17 protein-coding genes are annotated in these 22,741 nt (G+C 60.4%); 10 read left to right on the top strand and 7 right to left on the bottom strand.

Annotation, left to right across the window (positions count from 1 at the left end):
- Positions 1 to 201 precede the first annotated feature (201 nt).
- From FB593_RS02935 to FB593_RS02920, 4 genes are all read left to right on the top strand, one after another.
- Complete coding sequence (locus FB593_RS02935) at positions 202 to 1,473, top strand: N-acetylmuramoyl-L-alanine amidase (protein WP_041694533.1); 1,272 nt, start codon at positions 202 to 204, stop codon at positions 1,471 to 1,473.
- Positions 1,474 to 1,802: 329 nt separating this feature from the next.
- Entirely contained in the window at positions 1,803 to 4,247 is a 2,445-nt protein-coding gene (locus FB593_RS02930) for a penicillin-binding protein 1A (protein ID WP_003512768.1), read from the top strand.
- A 98-nt stretch (positions 4,248 to 4,345) separates the two neighbouring features.
- Positions 4,346 to 5,477, top strand: a protein-coding gene (prfB, locus tag FB593_RS02925) for a peptide chain release factor 2 (RefSeq protein ID WP_097102382.1) whose coding sequence is annotated in 2 segments (ribosomal slippage) — positions 4,346 to 4,414 and positions 4,416 to 5,477 — 1,131 coding nt in all. Because the reading frame shifts where the segments join, the coding sequence is not laid out codon by codon here.
- Between the two features lie 73 nt (positions 5,478 to 5,550).
- The gene (locus tag FB593_RS02920; protein WP_013635994.1) at positions 5,551 to 6,021 is read left to right on the top strand and encodes a cysteine hydrolase family protein; all 471 of its coding nucleotides are present in this window, start codon (positions 5,551 to 5,553) and stop codon (positions 6,019 to 6,021) included.
- An 80-nt stretch (positions 6,022 to 6,101) separates the two neighbouring features.
- Here the strand turns inward: FB593_RS02920 and FB593_RS02915 are convergent, their stop codons facing one another.
- Both FB593_RS02915 and FB593_RS02910 read right to left on the bottom strand, forming a co-directional pair.
- Positions 6,102 to 6,602 (bottom strand): hypothetical protein, encoded by a 501-nt coding sequence (locus FB593_RS02915; RefSeq protein WP_111783317.1) that lies wholly within the window; start codon positions 6,600 to 6,602, stop codon positions 6,102 to 6,104.
- A gap of 21 nt (positions 6,603 to 6,623) precedes the next feature.
- Entirely contained in the window at positions 6,624 to 7,397 is a 774-nt protein-coding gene (locus FB593_RS02910) for an NAD kinase (RefSeq protein WP_003512774.1), read from the bottom strand.
- A 306-nt stretch (positions 7,398 to 7,703) separates the two neighbouring features.
- On the opposite strand from FB593_RS02910, the gene FB593_RS02905 reads away from it, so the two are divergent.
- A complete protein-coding gene (locus tag FB593_RS02905) occupies positions 7,704 to 8,621 on the top strand; it encodes a PhzF family phenazine biosynthesis protein (RefSeq protein ID WP_145166486.1) in 918 nt (305 codons plus the stop codon).
- Between the two features lie 104 nt (positions 8,622 to 8,725).
- Here the strand turns inward: FB593_RS02905 and FB593_RS02900 are convergent, their stop codons facing one another.
- A complete protein-coding gene (locus FB593_RS02900) occupies positions 8,726 to 15,277 on the bottom strand; it encodes a hypothetical protein (RefSeq protein WP_145166313.1) in 6,552 nt (2,183 codons plus the stop codon).
- A 479-nt stretch (positions 15,278 to 15,756) separates the two neighbouring features.
- On the opposite strand from FB593_RS02900, the gene FB593_RS02895 reads away from it, so the two are divergent.
- Positions 15,757 to 16,125 carry an Hpt domain-containing protein gene (locus tag FB593_RS02895; protein ID WP_003512780.1) on the top strand — a complete coding sequence of 123 codons (369 nt, stop codon included), beginning with the start codon at positions 15,757 to 15,759 and terminating at the stop codon, positions 16,123 to 16,125.
- 127 nt (positions 16,126 to 16,252) lie between these two features.
- Entirely contained in the window at positions 16,253 to 16,573 is a 321-nt protein-coding gene (locus FB593_RS02890) for a 2Fe-2S iron-sulfur cluster-binding protein (RefSeq protein ID WP_003512782.1), read from the top strand.
- A 308-nt stretch (positions 16,574 to 16,881) separates the two neighbouring features.
- On the opposite strand, the gene FB593_RS02885 is transcribed toward FB593_RS02890, so the two are convergent.
- A complete protein-coding gene (locus tag FB593_RS02885; RefSeq protein WP_038490810.1) occupies positions 16,882 to 17,508 on the bottom strand; it encodes a DUF922 domain-containing Zn-dependent protease in 627 nt (208 codons plus the stop codon).
- Positions 17,509 to 17,687: 179 nt separating this feature from the next.
- Here FB593_RS02885 and folP point away from each other — a divergent pair, with 179 nt between their 5' ends.
- The 3 genes from folP (at position 17,688) to folK (ending at position 19,438) form a co-directional block, all read left to right on the top strand.
- Positions 17,688 to 18,473 carry a dihydropteroate synthase gene (gene folP / locus FB593_RS02880; protein ID WP_113473854.1) on the top strand — a complete coding sequence of 262 codons (786 nt, stop codon included), beginning with the start codon at positions 17,688 to 17,690 and terminating at the stop codon, positions 18,471 to 18,473.
- Positions 18,474 to 18,552: 79 nt separating this feature from the next.
- Positions 18,553 to 18,918 carry a dihydroneopterin aldolase gene (gene folB, locus FB593_RS02875; RefSeq protein ID WP_013636000.1) on the top strand — a complete coding sequence of 122 codons (366 nt, stop codon included), beginning with the start codon at positions 18,553 to 18,555 and terminating at the stop codon, positions 18,916 to 18,918.
- 4 nt (positions 18,919 to 18,922) lie between these two features.
- Positions 18,923 to 19,438: a 2-amino-4-hydroxy-6-hydroxymethyldihydropteridine diphosphokinase gene (gene folK, locus FB593_RS02870; protein WP_080798678.1), complete on the top strand. Its 516-nt coding sequence runs from the start codon at positions 18,923 to 18,925 to the stop codon at positions 19,436 to 19,438.
- A gap of 14 nt (positions 19,439 to 19,452) precedes the next feature.
- Here folK and FB593_RS02865 read toward each other — a convergent pair whose 3' ends face one another.
- The 3 genes from FB593_RS02865 to FB593_RS02855 form a co-directional block, all read right to left on the bottom strand.
- Positions 19,453 to 20,013, bottom strand: a complete 561-nt coding sequence (locus FB593_RS02865) for a hypothetical protein (protein ID WP_003512790.1) — start codon at positions 20,011 to 20,013, stop codon at positions 19,453 to 19,455.
- 128 nt (positions 20,014 to 20,141) lie between these two features.
- A complete protein-coding gene (locus FB593_RS02860) occupies positions 20,142 to 21,221 on the bottom strand; it encodes a YcjF family protein (protein WP_145166312.1) in 1,080 nt (359 codons plus the stop codon).
- Positions 21,218 to 22,696, bottom strand: a complete 1,479-nt coding sequence (locus FB593_RS02855; RefSeq protein WP_112959047.1) for a YcjX family protein — start codon at positions 22,694 to 22,696, stop codon at positions 21,218 to 21,220. The genes FB593_RS02860 and FB593_RS02855 overlap by 4 nt, the downstream gene beginning before the upstream one ends.
- Positions 22,697 to 22,741: the final 45 nt, after the last annotated feature.

Below are 22,741 nucleotides of genomic sequence, written 5' to 3'. Positions count from 1 at the left end.
CTCTGTCATAATAGCAATAGGCTGGCTAAATATGCCATATTGTTGGTGGAATTTCCGGGTTAACAATTGGTTCACCAACGCCTGCGATTGTGGGGCGCAAACGCACAAACACGCGTCCGGCGTGGCAGAAATTACGACGTTCCCGGCACTTTGCCGCACCATTTATGAAAAATGACTGAAATACGGAATTTCTTGAAGACCATGAATTTCACGCGCAGCGCAGCGATATTCGATGGGGCAGTGCCGCTTGGCGCGCGAATCGCGCGGCTTGCGGGTGCCCTTGTCTTGCCGGTTGTCTTTTCGGTCGCCGCATTCGTCTCCTGCGTTCCACAGGCCTTGGCCGTGGAGCCGCTCATCGCCAATCAGGCACGCATCATCGGCGACGAGGCGCGCACGCGCATCGTTCTCGATTTTGCCGAGGAGCCGGAATTCGACATTCACTATCTCGATTCGCCCGCCCGCATCGTCGTGGACTTTCCGGCGGTGAATTTTGCGTTCCCCGCATCGGCTCTGGCGCCAACCGGCCTTTTCTCGGACATTCGCTTCGGTAGCATGGGGCAAGACAGCGCCCGCATCGTGCTGACGGCAAAAAAACCGGTTCAGGTGGCGGTTGCCGAAACCAAGAAGGGCGAGGACGGCACATCGTTCCGTTTCGTCCTGGATGCGGAGATCACCACCAAGGCCAAATTCGCCGAACTGGTGAAAGAGCAGCAATGGCGCGCGCCGGCGCCGGTCTCGACAGCGGCGATCACGCCTGACGACAAGACATCGCGGCAGACGGATTTCGTCATCGCTGTTGATGCCGGCCATGGCGGCATCGATGCCGGCGCTTCCGGCGGCGTAACCGGCACGGAGGAAAAGGTCATCACGCTGACCTTTGCCAAAGAACTTGTGGAGCGGATGAACCGGGAGCCTGGCATCAAGGCGTTCCTGACGCGTGATTCCGACACGTTTCTCGCTCTGTCCGAACGGGTGACGATCGCCCGGCAGAATAATGCCAACCTGTTTATTTCATTGCACGCCGATACACTGAAGCAGAAGGGCATCCGGGGCGCGACCGTCTATACATTGTCAGACCGCGCCTCAGACCGCAGGGCGCAGGAGTTGGCCGAGCGCGAAAACAAGTCCGACCAGATTGCCGGTGTGGCAGCCTCCAGCGAGCCGCCTGAGGTGGCCGATATCCTTCTCGATTTCACCCGGCGCGAAACGCAGGCCTTTTCGGTGACGCTGGCAGAAAATATTGTATCGTCCTTCGAGGGACAGGTCGGCCTCATCAACAATCCGCATCGTTATGCCGGTTTCATGGTGCTGCGCGCCCATGACGTGCCATCGGTGTTGCTGGAACTCGGCTTTCTCTCCAATCCGGAAGATGAAAAACTGCTTCTTGATGCGGAATGGCGCAAGAAGGTCGCCGATACGCTTGCAACTGCGGTCGGACGATACCGCACCAAGGCCATGGCGAACGGCGGCTGACGGGCCGGGCAGGTCAGCGGCGCCCCAGTTGTCGCCGTGCCCCTTGCTGCCGAAAAGCTGTTCAATTCTTGGGCCTTGCGGACGATTAGGTTGGTGAAGCCCTATTTTACTCACATTCGCCGCGTTATTGCGGAAGCGGATTCTGTGGTGATCCGCCGCCATTGCGGCTGGAACCGCAATTGCGGCAGTCGGCCCGGTAACATATCAGCGAATGCTGTCGTTCCGGCTTGTCATCGAAGGTATGGTGTGCAAAACGGCACGCGATATGCAAGGATGCGCCCGTATCATCGGGCGTTGATGGTTACGATTCGAATTATCGGTAGCTTGGTATGATCAGACTGATTGGATATTTTTTCGGCTTGGCCAGCGTGCTCTTCCTGTGCGCCGCCGCCGCCGGTGCAATTTATTTGCACGGCGTGACGAAGGACCTGCCGGATTACGCAGTTCTGAGCACTTATGAGCCGCCGGTGACGACCCGCGTGCACGCCGGCAACGGCGCGCTCATGGCGGAATACGCCCATGAAAAGCGCCTGTTCCTGCCGATCCAGGCTATCCCGGACCGTGTGAAGGCAGCTTTCCTTTCGGCGGAAGACAAGAATTTCTACAACCATCCGGGTGTGGACATCTGGGGTCTCGGCCGTGCCGTTCTCGTCAACCTCCAGAATATCGGCTCCGGCCGTCGTCCGGTCGGCGCGTCCACAATCACCCAGCAGGTGGCAAAGAACTTCCTGCTCACCAATGACCAGACCTTTGACCGCAAGCTCAAGGAAGCGCTTCTGTCCTTCCGCATCGAGCAGACCTATTCCAAGGACAAGATCCTCGAGCTTTATCTCAACGAGATATTTTTCGGGCTGAATTCCTACGGTATCGCCGGTGCGGCACTCACCTATTTCAACAAATCGGTCACGGAACTGACGATCGCGGAAACCGCCTATCTCGCGTCGCTGCCGAAGGGCCCGGCCAACTACCATCCGATCCGCCGCGAGAAGGCGGCGCTGGAACGCCGCAACTGGGTGATCGACCGCATGGCCGAGAACGGCTACATCACGGTCGGCGATGCCGAGGATGCAAAGAAGCAGCCGCTTGGCGTCAATCTGCGCCGTGGCGGCGCGCATATCTTCGCGTCTGACTATTTCGCCGAGGAAGTCCGCCGCCAGATCGTCGAGAAATACGGCGAGCAGGCGCTTCTTGAAGGCGGCCTTTCGGTTCGCACCTCTTTCGATCCGCAGATCCAGATGGAGGCGCGCAAGGCGCTTCAGGACGGTCTGGTGCAATATGACGAGCGTCGCGGTTTCCGCGGACCCGTCGAAAAGATCGAGACAACCGGTGACTGGACTGCGGCGCTCGCCAAGGTAAAGGGCCTTCGCGACGTTCCCGAATGGAAGATCGCGGTTGTCCTCGCCGTTGCTGCAGATGGCATCGATATTGGCGTGCAGGTCGATCCTGATGCCGAGGATGGCGACAAGCGCACACGCGGCCATATCTCCGCTGAAAACATGCGTTGGGCCTATCGCGATGCCACAGGTAAAAAGCCGACGGCTAAGTCGCCGGTTGGCGTTCTGGCTGTTGGTGACGTCGTTTACGCACAGCCGCTGTCCGGTTCCGGCAACGAATATCGTCTGCGCCAGCCCCCGAAGGTGCAGGGCGGCATGATGGTGATGGATCCGCACACTGGCCGCGTACTGGCCATGGTCGGCGGCTTCTCCTACGCGCAGTCGGAATTCAACCGCGCCACGCAGGCGATGCGCCAGCCCGGCTCCTCCTTCAAGCCGTTCATCTATGCGGCTGCACTCGACAACGGCTATACCCCGGCCTCGGTCATTCTCGACGCGCCAATCGAGGTTGTTTCGGGCGGCCAGGTCTGGAAGCCGCAGAATTACGGCGGGGGTTCCGCTGGTCCTTCGACCCTGCGTCTAGGCATCGAAAAATCCCGTAACCTCATGACAGTGCGTCTGGCACAGGACATGGGCATGAATCTGGTGGCTGAATATGCCGAACGCTTCGGCATCTACGACAAGATGCCGCCGCTTCTGGCAATGTCGCTCGGTTCGGGTGAAACAACCATCATGCGCATGGTCTCGGCCTATTCTGTGATCGCCAATGGTGGAAAGCAGATCAAGCCGACTCTGATCGACCGCATCCAGGACCGTTACGGCAAGACGATCTTCCGGCATGAGGAGCGTGCCTGCGAGGGCTGCAACGCCACCAGCTGGCAAAATCAGGACGAGCCGGTCATCGTTGATAACCGCGAGCAGGTTCTCGACCCGATGACCGCTTACCAGACGACCTCCATGCTGGAAGGTGTCGTGCAGCGCGGCACGGCGGCGGGCAAGATCAAGGTCGATCTGCCGGTTGCCGGCAAGACGGGCACCACCAACGATGAAAAGGACGCCTGGTTCGTCGGTTACACGCCGGACATGGTTGCCGGTCTTTATATCGGCTTCGATTCGCCCGCACCGCTTGGGCGCGGCGGCACCGGTGGTTCGCTGTCGGCACCGATCTTCGGCGAGTTCATCGCCGATGCGGCCAAGCACCTGGAACCGAGCAAGTTCATCGTGCCTGAAGGCATGAAGTTCATCGCCGTCAACCGCAAGACCGGCATGGCCGCTTCGGAAGGCGAACCTGATACGATCATGGAAGCCTTCAAGCCGGGCACCGGCCCGGCCGATACCTTCTCGGTGATCGGCGCGGAAGGCATGTCGCAGGAGGATATTCTGAAGACCTCGCCACAGGCCCAGCAGGCTATCACCGGCGGTGGCGGCGGTCTTTATTGATACCAGTCTTATGTTTGGCGGGGGGCGCGGGTCTTTACATCCGCGCCCCCCGCATTTATTTGAGCTACCAGTTTAAATGAAGGCGAAGAACCAGCGAAATGCGCAATGAAATTGTGAACGTAGTCGACGAAATCAAGCAGGCCATAAGCCTGCTGAGGAGGCATCTTTGACTGGGACCAGGCGATAAGACGACTGGACTGGTTGAATAACAAGGCAGAGGACCCGACCCTCTGGAACGATGCCACCGAAGCGCAGAAATTGATGCGCGAGCGCCAGCAGCTGGATGACAGCATCAATGGCGTGAAGGCGCTTGAGCAGCAGCTCAAGGACAATGTCGAGCTGATCGAACTCGGCGAGATGGAAGGCGACGACGAGATCGTCAAGGACGCCGAAGATGCGCTGAAGGCGCTGAGGAGCGAGGCGAACCGCCGTCAGGTGGAAGCCATGCTTTCCGGTGAAGCTGATAGCAACGATACCTATCTCGAAGTTCATTCCGGCGCCGGCGGTACGGAAAGCCAGGACTGGGCCAACATGCTGCTGCGCATGTATACCCGCTGGGCTGACCGCGAAGGCTTCAAGGTTGAAGTGCTGGAAGTTCATGACGGCGAAGAGGCCGGCATCAAGTCCGCGACGATCCTCGTCAAGGGCCACAATGCCTTCGGCTGGCTGAAGACGGAATCGGGCGTACACCGCCTCGTCCGCATCTCGCCCTATGACAGCAATGCGCGTCGCCACACATCGTTCTCCTCCGTCTGGGTTTACCCAGTGGTCGATGATTCGATCCAGATCGACATCAATGAGAGCGATTGCCGCATCGATACCTATCGTTCGTCCGGTGCAGGCGGCCAGCACGTCAACACCACCGATTCGGCCGTGCGTATTACCCACATACCGACCGGTATTGCCGTGGCCTGCCAGCAGGAGCGTTCCCAGCACAAGAACCGCGCCAAGGCGTGGGACATGCTGCGCGCCCGTCTCTACGAGGTGGAACTGCAAAAGCGGGAAGATGCGGCAAACGCTCAGGCCGCATCCAAGACGGATATCGGCTGGGGCCACCAGATCCGTTCCTACGTTCTGCAACCCTACCAGTTGATCAAGGACCTGCGCACCGGCGTGGAAAGCACCGCACCCGGCAACGTGCTGGATGGCGATCTGAACCAGTTCATGGAAGCGGCCCTCGCGCACCGCATCAGCGGCGGCGCAGACGTGGAAGTGGCTGATATCGACTGACGCGTCGCAGCGTCGCTTGAAAAAATCACCCCTCGCAAACCCATTGCGAGGGGTTTTTCGTTGGAGGAGATGGATGAAACAGGCGCTTTACATCGTCGACGTTCAGCCGAGCTTCAATCCGCCGGCTGCACTTGTGGCGGAAATATCCGCGCTGGCGGCCACCATGCCAAGCGTTGCCAGCGTCGAGCGCCATGATGAAAGCGTCACGCCTTTCGAGCGGCAACTCGGCTGGAAGCCGGGCAGGGACGACTGCTCGCTGGTTGCGGCGGACTGGATTTTCATAAAGCACGGCTACGCTCCGCCAAGGGCGGCTATCGACCACCTCCTGTCTCTAAAGCTCGACAGGGTGCTGGTCTGCGGCATTCAGGCCGATACCTGCGTGCTGGCTGCGGGTTTTGCCCTGTTCGATGCGGGGCTTCATCCCACGCTTCTGCCATGGCTGACGGTGGGCTCCAGCCTCGATCGCAGCGGCGAACTCGGCGCCAGACTATGGAAACATCATTTCGGTGCGGTTCTGGCCGGGCCGCATGAGCTTAACGCGTAGAGAGTTTCCAGTAAAACTGCGTATAATCCAGGAGGTAGAGAACCTCCAACGATTCCGTTCAAACCGACGTTCTCTCGCCCTCAGTTCGAGGCCTTTTCGATCTTCATCTCGCCGAGTTCGTCGATCAGGATCGTCCAGCTTTCCGCTTCCCTGATCTGCGGATCGATTTTCAGATAGACGGTCACAAACAGGCCGGGCGAGGCCGATGCACCGTTTGAGCTTTCGGGGCGAATATCCGTGACGTAGGACTTCATCTGGCTGAACTCTTCCAGCTCGATGTTTTCGAGAAGGTTCGGTCCGTTTGCGCTAGTGGCGATGCGCTGCAGATAGACTTTAGCGGTGCCATCGCCCTGGCGGATTGCAACCACCTTGTAATAACCGCGTGTGGGCGTCGCTGGCGGCGGCCGCAACTGGCCGTCAGGACCTTTCACCGGCTCAAGATTATGCTCTTCCCACATGCCGCTGCTGACAACGAAGATCGCCGATACCGGCAAGTTGTCGATGGCCTCCGTTTGCGCCCGCACGGGTAGCGCTGTGGCGGCGAAAATCAGGGCGGCGAGAAGAGGTTTTTTCAGGGGCATGGCCATCATCAGTGGTTGGCGTCAATTGTTGAATTGTTCGGCGAGTACGCGGTCTGACCATGAACGGTCTGGGTCCGAGAGAATTCTGGCCGTCCTGTCCTGCGATTGCGCAATCCGCACATGCCGTACGGATTTCACCTCCGTATGGTCGGCGACCGCGTTCACCGGACGCTTGTCGCGCTCCAGAACGTGAATATCGACCGTCACCTTGTTGGGCAAAAGTGCGCCGCGCCAACGCCTTGGCCGGAAGGCGCTGACGGGTGTGAGCGCCAGCAGCGGTGATTCCAACGGCAGGATCGGTCCATGGGCTGAGAAGTTATAAGCTGTTGACCCCGCCGGTGTCGCAACCATCATGCCGTCGCAAATCAATTCTTCAAGCCGCGTCTTGCCGTCCACCTCGACACGAAGCTTGGCGGCCTGATGCGATTGCCGGAACAGGCTGACCTCGTTCATGGCAAGCGCCGTAAATTCATCGCCGTCGGAATCCGTCGTCGTCATGCGCAGCGGATGAAAATCATTGCCGGTCGCCACCGCAATACGCTCGACCAGGCCGTCTACCCGGTAGTCATTCATCAGAAAGCCGACCGATCCCCGGTTCATGCCATAGACCCGCTTGCCGGAATTCATCGTTTCGTTGAGAATTTGCAGCATGAAGCCATCGCCGCCGAGCGCCACGATCACTTCCGCCTCGTCGAAGGGTGTGTTGCCGTAAGCGCCTTTCAGCTCCTCCAGCGCCCTCTGCGCCTCCTCGGTTGCGGAGGCCACGAAGGATAGTGAACAGTTAGAATGCGACATTCGCTTCCCTCGGCAACGACGCATACCGGAATCGATATGCGGACGATGCTGTAACCTGTTGAAGCAGCTCATAATCTCCAAACGTCGATAAAACGGTCGATCGCAAGCCACAAGACGCATCCTTGGTACATGAAGACGGCAGCAGGCGACAAGGCCTTTCCGGCGGACAGGCGTTCGCAGCAGGCGGGTTTGCCCGCGTGCGGTCCACAGCTTCTTGGTTTCCGGCCTTCGACAAGGGTTGCGATGCGGCGCGACGTGAGGCAACTTGCGCGAAACAAGCGGAACGGCGAGTGGCAGGAGACGGGCGTGGTGCTGAATTACAATATCTACGATGTCTTTACCGAGACCAAAATGGCGGGAAATCCGCTGGCAGTCATGTATGACGCGGATGGCCTCGACCAAGTGACGATGCAGGCGATAGCCAGAGAAATGAACCTCTCCGAGACCGTTTTCGTCAACCGCTCGGGCAACCCGGCCCACGCGGCTTCGCTGCGTATCTTCACGCCTTCGGGCGAGTTGCCTTTCGCTGGCCACCCGACTGTTGGCGCAGCGATCGCTATTGCCGAGCGCAATCGCAATGAAGGTGACGACGATATCGATATGGTCTGTGTGCTGGAGGAAAAGGTGGGTCCGGTCCGCTGTGCGGTGAAAATGCGCGCCGGTGCGGTCAGCTTCGCCGAATTCGACCTGCCGCGCAAATCGTCCCGCGTCACCCTGCCGCTCGATCATGCCGCACTTGCCGATGCGCTGGGCGTGAGCGAAGGCCATCTCGGCTTTGAGAACCACGTACCGTCGATCTGGACGGCCGGTGTGCCGTTCCTGCTCGTGCCGCTGCACAATATTGCCGCTATCAGCGAAATGGATTTCGACGCCAATCTCTGGCTGCGCACCGCACCGCTGGTGGAGGGGCGCCTTACGGCGGCCTATATCTACTGTCGCGGCGGCGTCAATCACGCGGCAAAGTTCCATGCCCGCATGTTTTCCCCGGAAATGGGGATTTCGGAAGACCCCGCCACCGGTTCCGCCGTCGCCGCCCTTTCCGGTGCAATCCATCATTTCGACGGCCTGACAGACGGTCACTATCCGCTCTTGATAGAGCAGGGCGTGGAGATGGAACGTCCTTCCCACATCCATCTGCGCATGGACATCAAGGACAACGAAATCGCCCGCGCCCGCATCGGTGGCCACGCGGTCCGTGTAGCATCGGGTACGTTCGAGATCTGATTTCAACGTGAGCGACTGAACTACAGTCAAAAAGCTACCTGCCGACCAAAAAGAAAAACCCCGGCCATGACCGGGGTTTTATTGTTTCTGGTCTTAACCAGAGATCAGTTGAACCGACCCGCCGCATGGGCAAGCATCGTGTAGACCTTGCCGGTATCGGAGGTGAGGTAGGACTGGGTGACTGTCCGGTCACGGTCCGTGCGGGCGACATCAGCGAGCAGCTTTTCGAAATCGGTGATGTAGCGGTCCACGGCGGTGCGGAATTCGGCCTCCCGCTCGTATTTGCGCTTGATCTCGTCAAACGTCGTCTGGCCCTTCAGCGTATAGAGGCGACGGGTGAAGACGTCACGTTCGCCGCGCTGGTACCGGCGCCACAGTTCCACCGAGGCATCGTGGTCGATCGCGCGGGCGATGTCGACGGACAGCGAGTTCAGCGATTCCACCATGTGACGCGGATTGCGGGTATCGGCAGCACGGGTCGGCTGCTGATCGCCGCTTGCGCGGGGTGCGGAAGCGGCGGCCGATTCCTGCGAGGCGCCGCGCAGAAGATCGCTGATCCAGCCACCGCCTTCTTCGCGGCGTGCGGCAGGAGCCGCAGTTGCCTGGGACGGGGCAGGCGCCTGACGGTTTTCGACCTGGCGGTTCTCAAGCGGCAGGGTGCCACGCAAGGCGGGTGCGGCTGCCGGCTGCGGCTGAGCCGGGCGTGGTGGCTGTGCCGGCGTGGCTGCTGCCGGCTGCGGACGCGCTTCGACACGGCGTTCAGCGGCAGGCTGGGTCGCGGCAATGGCGCGGGCGACGGGTTCGGAAACTTCCATCTGTTGGGTCGAGCGACCGACAAGCTGGGAAATATCCTGCAGGGCCTTGATCTGCTCGGAAACGGCGCGGCGCATCGCTGCGGCGCTTTCCTTGGCCTCTTCCGGCAGGTCGAACGCGCCACGCTTCAGTTCGGCACGGGTCGCATCCAGCTCGCGGCGGATATCGTGGCTGGAGCGGCGGATTTCGTCCGTCGCGCCGGCAAAACGGCTGACAGCTTCCTCAACTGCCTGACGCAGCGTTTCCTTGAGGTTGGCGGCGGCGGCATTGGATTTTTCCGAGGCACTGCCGAGCAAGTTGTCGACTTCCGAAAGCGAGGATTCGACACCGCCACGCAGGCGGTTGACCAGCTCGTCGGAATATTTCTGCGCGTCGGAAAGCGTGCTCTCGATCGAACGGCTGGCATCCTGACCAGCGGCGAGGAGGGCACCCCGCATGGTCTGTGCTGCCGAGCGGGCGCGCTGTTCCGTCTCGTCGAGCGAACGGCCGATATCGGAGAAGGATGCCTGCAGATTGTCACGCAGGTTGCCGGCGACGTTCTGCGAACGCTCCTCGGCCTCGTTGAGCGTGGTTTCCACCACGCTGACGACGCCGCGCATGGCGGTTTCGATTTCCTCGGAACGCTTGACTAGTCCGACAGACAGGCTGCGAAGTGCATCCTGACGCTCTTCCAGCGTACCGACAAGGCTCGACTGCGCGGCATTGAGCAGTTCGGACGCCTGGCTGAGAACCTTCGAATGTTCCTCGAAACGTCCGACGATGCCGGCAACCTGCGCCAGTGTCTGGCCGGAAATATTCGACAGACGATCGATCTTTCCTTCCAGCAGACGGCTGGAGCTGGACACCATGTCGGCGGCCTGCGAGGCGGATTCGGAGAAGCGGGTGGCCGATGCGTTCAACGCTTCGTCGGCCGTGCCGAATTCCTGCGCGGCGCGCTCAACCGCAGAGTTGAAGTTGTTTGCCGACTTTTCGACGATTTCGGCCATGCTGTTATGGGTCTGCGACAGCATATCCGTGCTCTGGCGCGTGGCGGCGACAAGCTTGTTTGCCACATCGCTGCCCGTGCGGGTGTATTTGTCGATACCTTCTTCGACGGCGTCGGCCATGGCCGTATGCGTCTGCGACAGCATGTCCGTGCTCTGGCGGGTTGCCGCGACAAGCTTGCTTGCTGCCTCGCTTCCGGCATTGGCATAATCGCTGATCGCCTGTTCCACCATGCCGACCATGCCGCTGTTGCTCTGCGACAGAAGTTCGGCGCTCTGCTGGGCGGCGGAGACGATCTTTTCGGCGGCTTCGCGACCGATGGTGGCGTATTCGTCGACGACAGGCTTTGCCTTCTCTTCGATCAGGCGCGACAGTTCAGCAGAACGGCTGGCCAGCATCGAGTTGAGTTCGCGGGTGCGGTTGTCCAGCGCCGAGCGGATGGATTCGCCGCGCGCATCGAGAGCGGATTCGACACCGGTCAGGGTCTCGGAAATGACGCCCACCTGCGAGCGAACGACCGCTTCGGCCTCGGCAACCTTGTTGACGATGATGTTGCCCGCCTCGGAGAAGGTCTGGGCGACGGCTGCCGCCTGGCCGGACAGGCGCGTCTGTGCATCCGAGATGCGGTTGACGATCTCGCCGGAGCGTTCTTCGATCGCCTTGGTGAAGGCGTCGTTCTGCGCCTGCACCTGTTCGGCGAATTCCGAGCCGGTTTTCGCAAGCAGGGCAGTGGAACGAACGGCTTCTTCGTCGATGCTCTGGGTGGCGGAAATGACCGCCCCACGCAGGCCGACCGCGAGTTCGCTCGCCTTGCCTTCGATGGTGCGGTTGACGTTTTCGAGGCCGATCGTCAGCGCGCGGTCCATGGTGCCGAGGCGTTCATCGATGCGGGCCGAACCGGCATCGAAGGTTTCCGCCAGACGGCTGGTGCGGCTTTCGAACGTGTCGGCAACCCGTATCGTCTGCTCGTCCAGAATGCCGGCGATACGTTGAGCAGCATCGTCGCTGGTGCGGGCGAAGGCGGCTGTCTTGTCTTCCAGCGCGTCGGCAAAGCGACGTCCGGCATCCTCGATAGAGGTGTTGACGTTGCCGAGATCGCTCGACACACGCTCCTGCAGCGCACCGAGCGAAGTCTCGATGCGGGTGCCGGTCTCATCGAGCCTGCCCGTGACGCTTCCGATCGAGGTTTCGATCCGCGAGGAGAGAGCATCCGTCGCACCGCCAATTTCGCGGGCGGCCTCACCGATCTTGACGGCAATATCGCCGGCGCTGTTGCGAAGACGCTGTTCCAGCGTGGCTGCACTGCCGTCTATGGCCTTCTGCAACGTCTCCTGCTGGGTTTCGAGCGAGAGTTCGAGCATGCTGGCGCTGGATGCAACGGTGGTGCCGATCATCATCGCCTGCTCGGAGAGCATGTCGCCCATCTGGGTCGTGGCTGAGCTCAACGTCGCGGCGATATCCGCCTGGCGCTGCTCGAGCGCGGTACGGATGTCTTCATGCGATTGCGAGAGGTTGTTTTCGAGGCGGGAGACGCCTTCTTCCACCGTCTGCGCAAAACGGCTGCTGCCGTCTTCCACGACGCTTTCGATGCGGCTGGCCGCGCCGGAGACGCTCTGCTCGATCAGGCCGCTATTGCGCTCAAGCGAGCCGGCAATGCGTTCGGCCTGCGAACCGAGCATGGTCTCCAGCCGCTCGTGGCCGCTGGCGAGTGCGTTTTCAAGCGTGAAAGCCGTCGATTCCAGTCGCTGGCCGACGCCTGCGGCCGCGAGCGACAGTGATGCGGTTCTGGCATCCATCGCCTCGGAGATACGCTCCTCAACGCCGGAAATCGTCATGTCGAGCGCCATGGTGCGGCTGTCGAGAGCGTCCGCGATGCGTTCTTCCGCACTGGAGACAATGCCGGAAAGGGCGGCAGTGCGGCTGTCCAGGGCATCGGCAATACGATCTTCGACCCCGGAAACCGCCGAGTGAAGCGCAGCAGTGCGTCCGTCGAGGATGTCGGCGATCTTTTCCTCGACACCGGAGAAGCTCATGTCGAGCGCCATGGTGCGGCTGTCGAGCACGTCCGTGATCCGCTCTTCCGCGCCGGATACGACATTTTTGAGCGAAGCCGTGCGGCTGTCAAGTGCGCTGGCAATGCGGGTCTCGGCACCGGCCACCAATTCGCCAAGAACGGCGGTGCGGGTATCGAGCGCTTCGGTAATTTTTTCCTCTGCGCCGGAAAACGCCATGTCAAATGCCATGGTGCGGCTGTCGAGTGCATCCGCAATGCGTTCTTCAACGCCGGAGACGACGGCGTTAAGCGCCGCCGTGCGGCCATCGAGCGTTTCCGCGATACGGGTCTCGGCACCGGCCACCAATTCGCCAAGGACGGCGGTGCGGGTATCGAGTGCTTCGGTAATTTTTTCCTCGGCGCCGGAAAACGCCATGTCGAGCGCCATGGTGCGGCTGTCGAGTGCATCCGCAATGCGTTCTTCAGCCCCCGAAACGACGGCGTTGAGTGCTGCCGTGCGACCATCAAGCGTTTCCGCGATACGGCTCTCGGCACCGGCAACCACGTCGCCGAAGGTGGACGTGCGGCTGTCGAGTGCGCCCGCAATCCTCTCTTCGGCACTTGCCACAATGCCGGACAGAGCGGAGGTACGGTTGTCGAGCGTTTCCGACAGCCTCTCCTCGACATTGGCGAAGGTCATGTCGAGCGACAGCGTGCGGCTGTCCATCGTGTCGGCGATGCGTTCCTCGACGCCGGAAATGGCGCTGGAAAGAGCGGCCGTGCGGCCATCCAGCGTCTCGGCAATACGGTTTTCCGCACCGGATACGACGTCGTGCAGGGCAGCCGTGCGGCTTTCCAGCGTATCGGAAATGCGGTCCTCGATGCCGGAAACGGCGCCGGTGATGGCGGCGGCGCGGGTTTCGAGCGTTTCCGAAAGACGGCGCTCGACATCGGCAACGACGCTGTTGATTGCGGCTGCACGCTCCTCAAGCATCGCGGCTAGACGTTCCGCCGTGCCGGAGACCGAGCCGGTAATTGCCAGCGAACGGCTTGCAAGCGCCTCGTCGAAACGGTCCTGGCTTGCCGAAAGCGCGCCAAACAGGGCATTGCTGCGCTCCGCCAGCACGCCGTCGATCTTCTCGTGCGAATTGGTGAAGGCATCGGTGATTTCAGCGGTGCGCTGGCCGATTGCGTCGCTGAACGCGCGGGTACGGGTCTCAAGCGCGCTTTCGAGCATTTCCTGGCCGGTGCCCAGTGCGGTTGCAAGTGCAAGCGACTGATCGGTCATGGTGTTGCCGATGCGCTCAAGTCCGCTGGTCAGCATGGTGTCGAGGGCTTCGGAGCCGCCGGCAACGGTTTCGTTGATCCGGGCGAGGCTCTCCATCAGCTTGCTGTCGAGGCTGCCGGCGCGCTGGTCGAAGGCACTGGCGAAATCCGCCACATGTTCGTCGAAGGCGGAGTTGACCTGGCCGACCGTCGCCTGCAGGCGTTCTTCATAGAGGCCGGAGCGAAGATCGAGATCCATGATCGCGTCATCAGCCGTGCTTTGCAGGCTCTGGCGGAAGGACAGGCCTTTTTCTTCAAGCGTCGTGGACAGCTTGTCGAGCACGTTATCCAGCGAACCGCCGATGATCTGCTGGCCGCGATCGATATTGCGGTTGAGTTCGAGCGTGCGGGTGGAAAGGGTCTCGTTAAGCTGGCGGGTGCGTTCCTCGAGTGCGCTGTTGAGGCTCTCCGCGCCGCTGTCCAGCGTCGAGGCGTGGATCGCGAAGCGTTCCAGCAGCACTTCGCCGCGCTCGTCCAGCGTCGAGGTGAGGTTGTGCAGACGCATGTCGAATTCGCTCGATAGCGTTGCGCCCGAGGAATTCAGTGCCTGAAGCAGGTTTTCGGTCTTGGCGGCAATCAGGCTGCCCATCGCCTCGGTCGAGGCGCGCGATTTTTCGAGCAGCGCGGCCGAGCGTGTGTCGATCATCGAGGCGAAGGCCTCGCCGGTGGTGGAAAGCCGCATCGAAAGCTCTTCGCCGACGATTGAAAGCTCTTCCTTGATCTGTTCCTGCGCGCCGACAATGGAGGAGCGGATGCGCTCCGCATGGTTGACGATGGCGTCACGCTCGGCGCTCAGTTCCTGCACGAGGCTGCGCACGCGCAGTTCATTGTCTGCATAGCTGCGCTCAAGCGCGTTGACTTCAGAATGGACGAGCGTTTCGAGTTCCGTCGCGCGGGCAATGGTGCGCTCGATGCCGTCGTTCATGGCCGAGACTTCTCGGCGAACCGCCTGGCCGACGGACATGATCCGGTCGGAGGCGACAGTTTCGGGTTCAGCAAGACGAAGGGCGACTTCTGCCATCGACCGGGCAGCGTTGCGCAGATCGCGGGCACGCGCCATCATGATCGCGAAGGCAAAGAACAGCATGATCGGAACGACGATGCCGACGACGATCGCCATCAGCCCAGGTATTGCGGCGAGATCGGCAACCGAGCCGATGTTCCAGAGTGCACTGCCGTAGATAAGATGCGCGATGCCGAGGCCGCCGAGCGCCCAGATCACCGACATGATCGTCGCGTTTCTGAGCGCGCCGCCGATGGAGCCGCCTTCGAGCGATTTCAGGATCATGGCCGGGCTGCGCTTGGAGCCGTCGTTGGCAGCTTCCAGATTGGGGGATCTGGGCGCCTGTTCGGCAGGCGCGCGCGCGGCCTCGGGAGCAGGGGTCTGTCTGCTTGCTTCCTTCAATCTGGCCTCCGGCTGCTTTGGCGCTGTCGTCTTCCGCGATTCCGGCTTGTCTTCGAAAGCACCAAGCTGCAGGGCGTCTTCCAACGCCTGAAATGCAGTCTCGTCGACAGAGTCGCTGATCTTGTTATTCGCCATGCGGTTACGCCTCGTTACACATACGCCCGGCTTCATGCCGTTTGACCATCTGCGACCCGCAAATGGACTGCCGCCATCATGCCAGCGGAACATTATCCCGTTAAAGAGAACAATTCCGCCATTACCAATCCCGAATTGCTGGTGGTCCAGCTTTCGGGCGAAATTACATCACTGTGCCGGAATAACAAAGCTTGAGCATAAGCCTCGTCGGAACGGCAGTACCGTAGTGACACATTTAGGTGTTCGAAACAATTAATGCGGGTTTGCCGCAGCAGCGAAGTGTCGGCTTTTTAACAGTTTTTAAACCTGAGTTTCACGCTGAACGCCTTGTTTCGCATAAGTTTAACATAAATTAACCATAGCAGAAGATTTTCGCCCGCGTCACGCCGTAATTTAAGCTGATAGCACCGGCTTCAATGCGTAAATACGACACAGATGTGACACGAAACAGGAAACGGCGAGACAAAGGAATTTCAGATATGGCAGCCGTCAGTATTGCTTTCGAAGCTCCGGATAATTTTGGTGGTGCGCCGGCCGCCGCGACAAGACCAATCGATTTCGAACATCTCGCCCGCCAGACGATGGGCGACAAGGAACTTGAAATCGAGGTGCTGCAACTCTTCAGCCGTAACGCCCGTGCTGCCTTGCATGAAATGGCCGGCGCTGACGACAAGACAGTCAAGGCAACTGCCCATCGTCTGAAGGGGGCCGCGCAGGCGGTTGGTGCCTCCACCGTTTCCACGGCGGCGGCGGCAGTGGAGGACAAGGGCAACGATAGCGCGGCTGTAGCCAGACTTGCGGCAGCGATTGTCGAAGCGGAAAATTTCATCCTCAAGCTCTGCCGTTAAGGCGAATCCAGTCTGTTTTACAGGGCCGGTTGCGCTTGGCGCCTGCGAGAAGCGGGTTGCCAAGGCGAACCGGCCTTTCTATGTGTTTGTTTAGAACAGTTCTTAGACACCATTTTGGATCTCCGGCATGACAAAACTGACCATTGTTGCCTTTGACGGCACGCCCCATGAACTCGACGTAAGCAACGGTTCCACAGTCATGGAGAATGCCGTGCGCAACTCCATACCCGGCATCGATGCGGAATGCGGCGGCGCCTGTGCCTGTGCGACCTGTCATGTCTATGTGGATGACGCATGGGCGGAACGCGTCGGCGGACCCGAGCCGATGGAAGAGGACATGCTGGACTTCGCATTCGAAGTACGCCCGACCTCGCGTCTTTCCTGTCAGATCAAGATGAAGGACGAGCTTGACGGCCTTGTCGTTCACGTTCCCGAACGTCAGGGCTGACGGCAAGCCGAATTATACGCCACAGAAAAAGCCCCGCTCACCTGTTAGCGGGGAGCGGGGCGAGGCGGGTACGCAGCATGCAAGCGAGGGAGGAAACACCTGCGAGCCTCAAGTGCGCACCGGGAGAACCGGAGGTGGTTTCGAACGCCGGACCCCTGCGGATCGCCACCGTTAAAAACCATGTGAACAAGCTACAATGAGTCTCGTTGACCGCACCATGACGAGAAGTCACGGGTGATATCGAACATGACGTAACGTCATGTTAGCGTTGCGTTTCGCGTCCAGGGGAGTATGGGCGGAAAGGCGGCTCAGCGCCGGTTCTGGCCCTGTTCGATCCGGTTCTTCAAAAGCCGGGTCATGCGCGCGTCGAAGTTTTTCGATTCCACGATATCGAACCTCAACTGATCCTTGTCGTGCTCGTCCATGACGGTCTGGGTTATCTTGCCGACCATCGCCTGCAGCGTTTCACAGTCTTTTTGCGGACGAAGCGCCGTCAGTTGCCTTTCGAGCGAGCGGGCATGGGTGCGGGCGATTTCCGCGTGCCGTTCCTCGTGGCGCTTGATATCTGCAAGCAACGTATCCCAGATGAAGGCCAGTTCCGCCGTGGTGCGGCGGCGGTTTTTCCATTGCGGCAGGAGAATACGGGTGTTCAGCAACACCTTGGTGCTTCCAACGCTGCACATGCCGTTTTTCTCGACATAGGTGAGTTCGCCGCCGAATTTGATCTCGGTGGCACCGGGATGGCGTGCGCCGGTGTTGCGCGTCAGCGGGCCATGCTTGGAAAGCTGCTTGTCGAGGTCAGCGGCGGTTTTACCGCTGATCGAAAAATAGGAATAGGTCTTGCTGACGATGGTTTCGGAAAAGGCCGATCCGGGCATGGAAAAGGCTAATGCGCCAGCGAAAACGGCGCAAAGAGCACGTGAAGATATCGTCATAACCCGGCCTTCCGGTTGAACTTGAAAAACGTTTGCTGCATAGGCGGAGCGGAACTTATAAGAATTGGCATAACACTCCGTTATTCCCGAAAGGCGCGTGTTACGTGATAACAGCCGGCAGCAATGTGTGGCAAGCGGCCCATGGTCGCTCCCTGAAACTTGATGGACGTGGCCGTATTATGGCCATCGTCAATGCGACGCCCGATTCCTTTTCGGATGGCGGCCGTTATCTTGCCGTTGATGCGGCTTTTTCCCATGCCCTGACCTGTGTCGAGGAGGGGGCGGATATCATCGATATCGGCGGCGAATCCACCCGCCCGGGCGCGGCCGAGGTGACCGAGGGTGAGGAACAGGATCGCGTGCTGCCGGTTATCGAACGCCTCCGTCGCGAGACGGATGTTCTGATTTCCGTCGACACCTACCGCGCATCCACGGCAAGGCTGGCGATCGAGGCGGGCGCCCATATCGTCAACGATGTTTTCGGCCTGCAGAAGGACGGGAACATGGCGGGCGTGGTTGCCGCCACGCGCGCGGGTGTCTGCATCATGCATACCGGGCGCGACAGGCAGAAGCGCACCGATGTTATCGAGGATCAGTTCGAATTCCTCAATCGTTCGCTTGAGATGGCGGAAGCTGCGGGAATTGCCCGCGACGCCATCGTGCTCGATCCAGGTTTCGGTTTTGCCAAGGACGAGCGTGAAAATGTCGAGCTGATGGCGCGCTTTGGCGAACTTGCCGCGTTTGACCTGCCTGTTCTGGCCGGGACGTCGCGCAAGCGGTTCATCGGGTCGCTGACGGGCAGGGATGCGGCCCACGAACGCGATATCGGAACAGCAGCGACGACAGTGATCCTCAGGCTGGCGGGTGCCGCGATTTTTCGCGTGCACAATGTCGCCGTAACACGCGATGCGCTGGCAATTGCCGACGCGGTTCTTGCCAAAGCGTCGGCAAGGCCCGATGCATAGATCAATAGATGCCGGAGAGTGCCGCATGCCTTAAAAGAGGCCGGCTATTCCGGTGTAACCCCGCCATGGAGGCGATGCGATGAGCCGCTACACCATTATTCTGAAAAACTGTTCCTTTTTCGCCCGTCATGGCCTTCTCGAGCAGGAGGAGGTGCTGGGCCAGCGCTTTTTCGTCGATGCCGAGATGGAGGTTGAAGCGGGTAACGCGCTCGAAACCGACGATATCGAAAATACCGTCGATTATGGCGTCGCCTTCGCCGTTATCGAAAAGATCGTTGTCGGCCAGCGCCGTTACCTGATCGAGGCTCTCGCGAACGATATCGCCAAGGCCCTGCGCGCGCGTTATCCGCAGATTGTCTGGCTGCGTATCACGGTTCGCAAGCCCTCTGCGCCGGTTCCCGGCATTCTCGACTATGCGCAGGTGAGTGTTGAACACCGTGCCTGACAGGATGACAGTTGCCGCACTAGGCCTTGGCGGGAATATCGGTGACCCCGCCGCTGCAATGGCCAGAGCCTTGCGCGAACTGGATGCACACGGCGATTGCCGGGTGCTGTCTGTCTCCGGGCTTTATCGCACGCCGCCCTGGGGTAAGACGGACCAGGCGGATTTTTTCAATTGCTGTGCGCTGGTCGAAACCTCGCTTTCAGCACCCGCGCTGCTGCAATTGTGCCTCGATATCGAAAAGGGCATGAAACGTGTCAGAACGGAGCGCTGGGGGCCGCGCACCATCGATATCGACGTGCTGACCTATGGTAATGATGTTGTCGTTACGGAAAGCATTGAAGTGCCGCATCCGCGCATGACGGAGCGTGCTTTCGTGCTGATGCCGCTAGCCGATATCGCACCCGATCTCGAAGTCCGGGGCAAGCCCGTGCGGGAATGGCTGCGGCAGGCGGATAAAACCGGCATCATCAGCGCAAACGAAAAACGGGAGTGGTGGACACTCCCGCTTGGCGATGGCTGAAAAGGTCGCGGGTTTTACGGCTTTATCGAACCGACGGCGATCTGATCGATGTCGCGCGCGAGTGTGACGCCGATAACCGGGATCATCTGGTCGGCGACCTTGACGGAAATGGTGATGTTCATCGAATTGTCGTTCGAGACGCGGGCGACCATGGCACCGTTGAGCTTGGCGCGATTGATGCCCACAACGACCTTGTCACCGCTGACCTGCCCGGAAATGATGTCCAGTCCCTTGCCTTCGGCGCCGTCGAGGAACTTGCCCTCGTAAGAGCCGCCCTTTTGGCTGATGACCGCGGACATGGGCTGGCTGAAGACGCCGACGCGGCAGGTGCCGGCGAGCTTGATGCCCGTCTGCTTGTCGTCGAGCGGCTCGCCCGTCAGGTCGCAGGTGAACTTGGTACCCTTGTACTTGCCGGCGACGATTTCGCCCGGACCTTTCCAGCTTCCTGCAACGGAACGGAAAAACACGTCGTCGCGATCGCGCGATGCGGCATGGACGTCAGACAGGCCGAAGCTGCCGCTGACGGACAATATGGCGGCAAGTCCGCCCACAAGCGAAAAGAAGCGCGAATACATGATACTTTCCCCGGCGAAGAAGCCTGTTCGATAAGCGGCAATCTACCGGCGGAATGGTTAATGCTTGGTTTATTTCGGCTTTATTTACAGCTTCGTCCGTAACCTTTGAGCCGTACAAGTCCGGCTGATCAGGCTTTTTGACCGGTTTTTCCGCCACCAAGATCGGGCGTGAGGTCAGACATGAAATCACCTATGCCGGGTCGCTTTACCGCCTTGAAGGGTAGCGGGCGGCACAGATCCATCGCCGCAATGCCGATTCGCGCCGTCATCAGACCGTTGATGACACCTTCACCCAGGCGTGCAGAGAGTTTTGAGGCAAGCCCGTGACCGAGAACCTGCTGGGCAAGCCCATCACCGACGGCGATCGAACCTGTGACCGCGAGATGGGCGACGACGTCACGCAAAAGCCTGAGCATGCCGAGCGTGCCCGGCCGGCCGCCGTAAAGTTCCGCCATGGCGCGCACCAGCCTTGTCACCTCGAACAGCACATAAGCGAGATCGACCACGGCGCGTGGGCTGACGGCGGTAACGACGGAGACGCGTTTGGAGGAGTTGAGGATCAGCGCGCGGGCCTGCCGGTCGAGCGGTACCAGCAATTCGCGTTCGGCAAGCTCAATCAGATGCGGCCCGTCGATCACGTCGTTTTCGGTGTCCTTGAGTGCGGCGCGCCCCTTGGCCGTTTCGGCGCGGTGGGAGAGAACTGCATTGAGGCGGGTAACGATGGCGCGGGCGGGTTTCGGGCTCTTGTCGAGGCTGGCCGTCTCCGCATCGGCTTTCAGCGATTGGACGGCGTTGAGCCGCATGATGCCGAACACTTCTCGTCCGACCAGAACGAGGACGGCAAAAAGCGCAACAAGGAGCGCAATGCTCGCCGTGTAACCCAGCCAGTCGGAGCGGGAAAAGAGATTGCGGATAAGCTGATCCGCCCAGAGCCCGAAGGCCAGCGAGAACAGCACGCCGAGTGCACTAAGCGCGAGCTTGCCGAAGGAGAAGCGGCTTTTCTTCGGCACGGCCACCGGCAATGCGGCGGCATCCGTCTCTTCAGGTGCTAAAAATGGATCATCCTCATCGGGCGTCAGGGAAATCTCGGTGTCGAAGCTGCGCGGTGCGCGTTTTTGCGCGACGGTTGGGCTTGCCGTTTCTTCGGTTTCGAGCGTGAACGCCGCCGGGCGGCGTGCCTGCGGATCGTTTGGTGTGGGAGCCTTCATGCGAGCTTGTCTCCAAACAGGAACTGCATGGCGCGGTCGAGCCTTATGTGGGGAACGGAAAGCCGGATGCCGCCGCTGCCCGGTTCATCGATATTGGGCGGGCGGAAACGCACGACATTGACGTCCGGCAACGTCGCCTTGTCGCCATCCCTGTCGATGCTGCGGAAAAGCGGCTCCGGGTCTTCGGGCAGGTCGCCGGGAAAGATCGCCGTTTTACGGTTGCCGTCAAATATCTCGCCGTTGATGGTTTCACCCGCCATCGGCGTGCCGACGATGACCGGAAGCTCGTGACCGTCCTGTCTCACGCTTGCTTCCCGCGTAGCGCGCACGGAAGCCAGCGCCATGACCTCGATGCCGGCACCATTCATGCCGATGGTGGTGATGGCGCGGTCCACCAGACGGCGGGTTAGCCGTTCCAGCCGGTCGTGGCTTTCATGATGCAGGTGGTCGGCCTTGGTAGCGGCAATCAACACCTTGTCGATACGCCGGCCCAGCAGTGATGACAAAAGACTGTTGGTGCCAGGGCGGAAACAGGCGAGAACATCGCCCAGCGCCCGTTCCAGATCCTGCACCGCCTCCGGGCCGCGATTGACCGCCTGAAGAGTGTCGATCAGCACGATCTGCCGGTCGAGGCGGGCGAAATGTTCGCGGAAGAAGGGTTTCACCACGATTGCCTTGTAGGCGTCGTAGCGCCGCTCCATCATGGCGCGCAGCGACCCCTTAGGTGCCTTGTCGTCTGTCAGGCCCGGCAGGGGCGCAAAGGTCAGCGCCGGTGATCCTTCGAGATCCCCCGGCATCAGCAGACGGCCCGGCGGCAAGGTGGAGAGCGACCGCTCGTCGGATTTGCAGGCCTTCAGATAGGCGGCGAAGCTTTCCGCGAGGCGTCGCGCCGTCATCTCGTCGGCAGGCGCATTGATGTCGAGCGAGGAGGCTATTGCCAACCATTCCTGCGCGAGTTCGGCGCGGATGCCATTTTGCGCCAGCGCGACGGTGCTGTCGCTGAAGCTCTTGTAGTCCTGCGAAAGCAGCGGCAGGTCGAGCAGCCATTCGCCGGGATAATCGACGATATCGATGGAGAGCTTGCCTGAGGAAAACCAACGGCCCCAACCGCTGGCGCTCTGGTAGTCGAGCGTGATCCGCAGTTCAGAGATTGCCCGTGTCGAATCCGGCCAGAGCCTGTCGCGTACCAGAGCCTGAATATGGTCCTCATACTGAAACCGGGGAATGGCATCGTCCGGTTGCGGCTCCAGACGCACATTCGAGACGCGCCCGGACCGCATGGCCTCAAACAGCGGCAGACGACCGCCATTCAGAAGATTGTGGACGAGCGAGGAGATGAAAACCGTCTTGCCCGCCCGCGAAAGACCGGTGACGCCAAGCCGCAATGTCGGATTTGTAAGGGTGCTCGCACGGTCGGCCAGATTGTCGAATGCAATGAGCGCACTGTCTGTCAGGGACGTAAGAGAAGGCGGCAATGGCAGTTTCCCAGCTATTTTTCACGGTCACAGCTGCAATATAGG

Source organism: Rhizobium sp. SJZ105 (assembly GCF_007828365.1).
GTDB lineage: Bacteria > Pseudomonadota > Alphaproteobacteria > Rhizobiales > Rhizobiaceae > Agrobacterium > Agrobacterium tumefaciens.
The sequence above is the reverse complement of the archived record's forward strand: the minus strand, read 5'-3'. Positions and strand labels throughout refer to the sequence as shown.

Excerpts from the sequence above, each read along its gene's own strand:
- folP (WP_113473854.1), top strand. The coding sequence starts at position 17,688 with ATGGCCATCGTCAATGCGACGCCCGATTCCTTTTCGGATGGCGGCCGT.
- FB593_RS02865 (WP_003512790.1), bottom strand. The coding sequence starts at position 20,013 with ATGTATTCGCGCTTCTTTTCGCTTGTGGGCGGACTTGCCGCCATATTG.
- FB593_RS02935 (WP_041694533.1), top strand. The coding sequence starts at position 202 with ATGAATTTCACGCGCAGCGCAGCGATATTCGATGGGGCAGTGCCGCTT.
- FB593_RS02920 (WP_013635994.1), top strand. The coding sequence starts at position 5,551 with ATGAAACAGGCGCTTTACATCGTCGACGTTCAGCCGAGCTTCAATCCG.
- FB593_RS02900 (WP_145166313.1), bottom strand. The coding sequence starts at position 15,277 with ATGGCGAATAACAAGATCAGCGACTCTGTCGACGAGACTGCATTTCAG.
- FB593_RS02860 (WP_145166312.1), bottom strand. The coding sequence starts at position 21,221 with ATGAAGGCTCCCACACCAAACGATCCGCAGGCACGCCGCCCGGCGGCG.
- FB593_RS02885 (WP_038490810.1), bottom strand. The coding sequence starts at position 17,508 with ATGACGATATCTTCACGTGCTCTTTGCGCCGTTTTCGCTGGCGCATTA.
- FB593_RS02890 (WP_003512782.1), top strand. The coding sequence starts at position 16,253 with ATGACAAAACTGACCATTGTTGCCTTTGACGGCACGCCCCATGAACTC.
- FB593_RS02915 (WP_111783317.1), bottom strand. The coding sequence starts at position 6,602 with ATGCCCCTGAAAAAACCTCTTCTCGCCGCCCTGATTTTCGCCGCCACA.
- folK (WP_080798678.1), top strand. The coding sequence starts at position 18,923 with ATGACAGTTGCCGCACTAGGCCTTGGCGGGAATATCGGTGACCCCGCC.
- FB593_RS02895 (WP_003512780.1), top strand. The coding sequence starts at position 15,757 with ATGGCAGCCGTCAGTATTGCTTTCGAAGCTCCGGATAATTTTGGTGGT.
- FB593_RS02930 (WP_003512768.1), top strand. The coding sequence starts at position 1,803 with ATGATCAGACTGATTGGATATTTTTTCGGCTTGGCCAGCGTGCTCTTC.
- folB (WP_013636000.1), top strand. The coding sequence starts at position 18,553 with ATGAGCCGCTACACCATTATTCTGAAAAACTGTTCCTTTTTCGCCCGT.
- FB593_RS02910 (WP_003512774.1), bottom strand. The coding sequence starts at position 7,397 with ATGTCGCATTCTAACTGTTCACTATCCTTCGTGGCCTCCGCAACCGAG.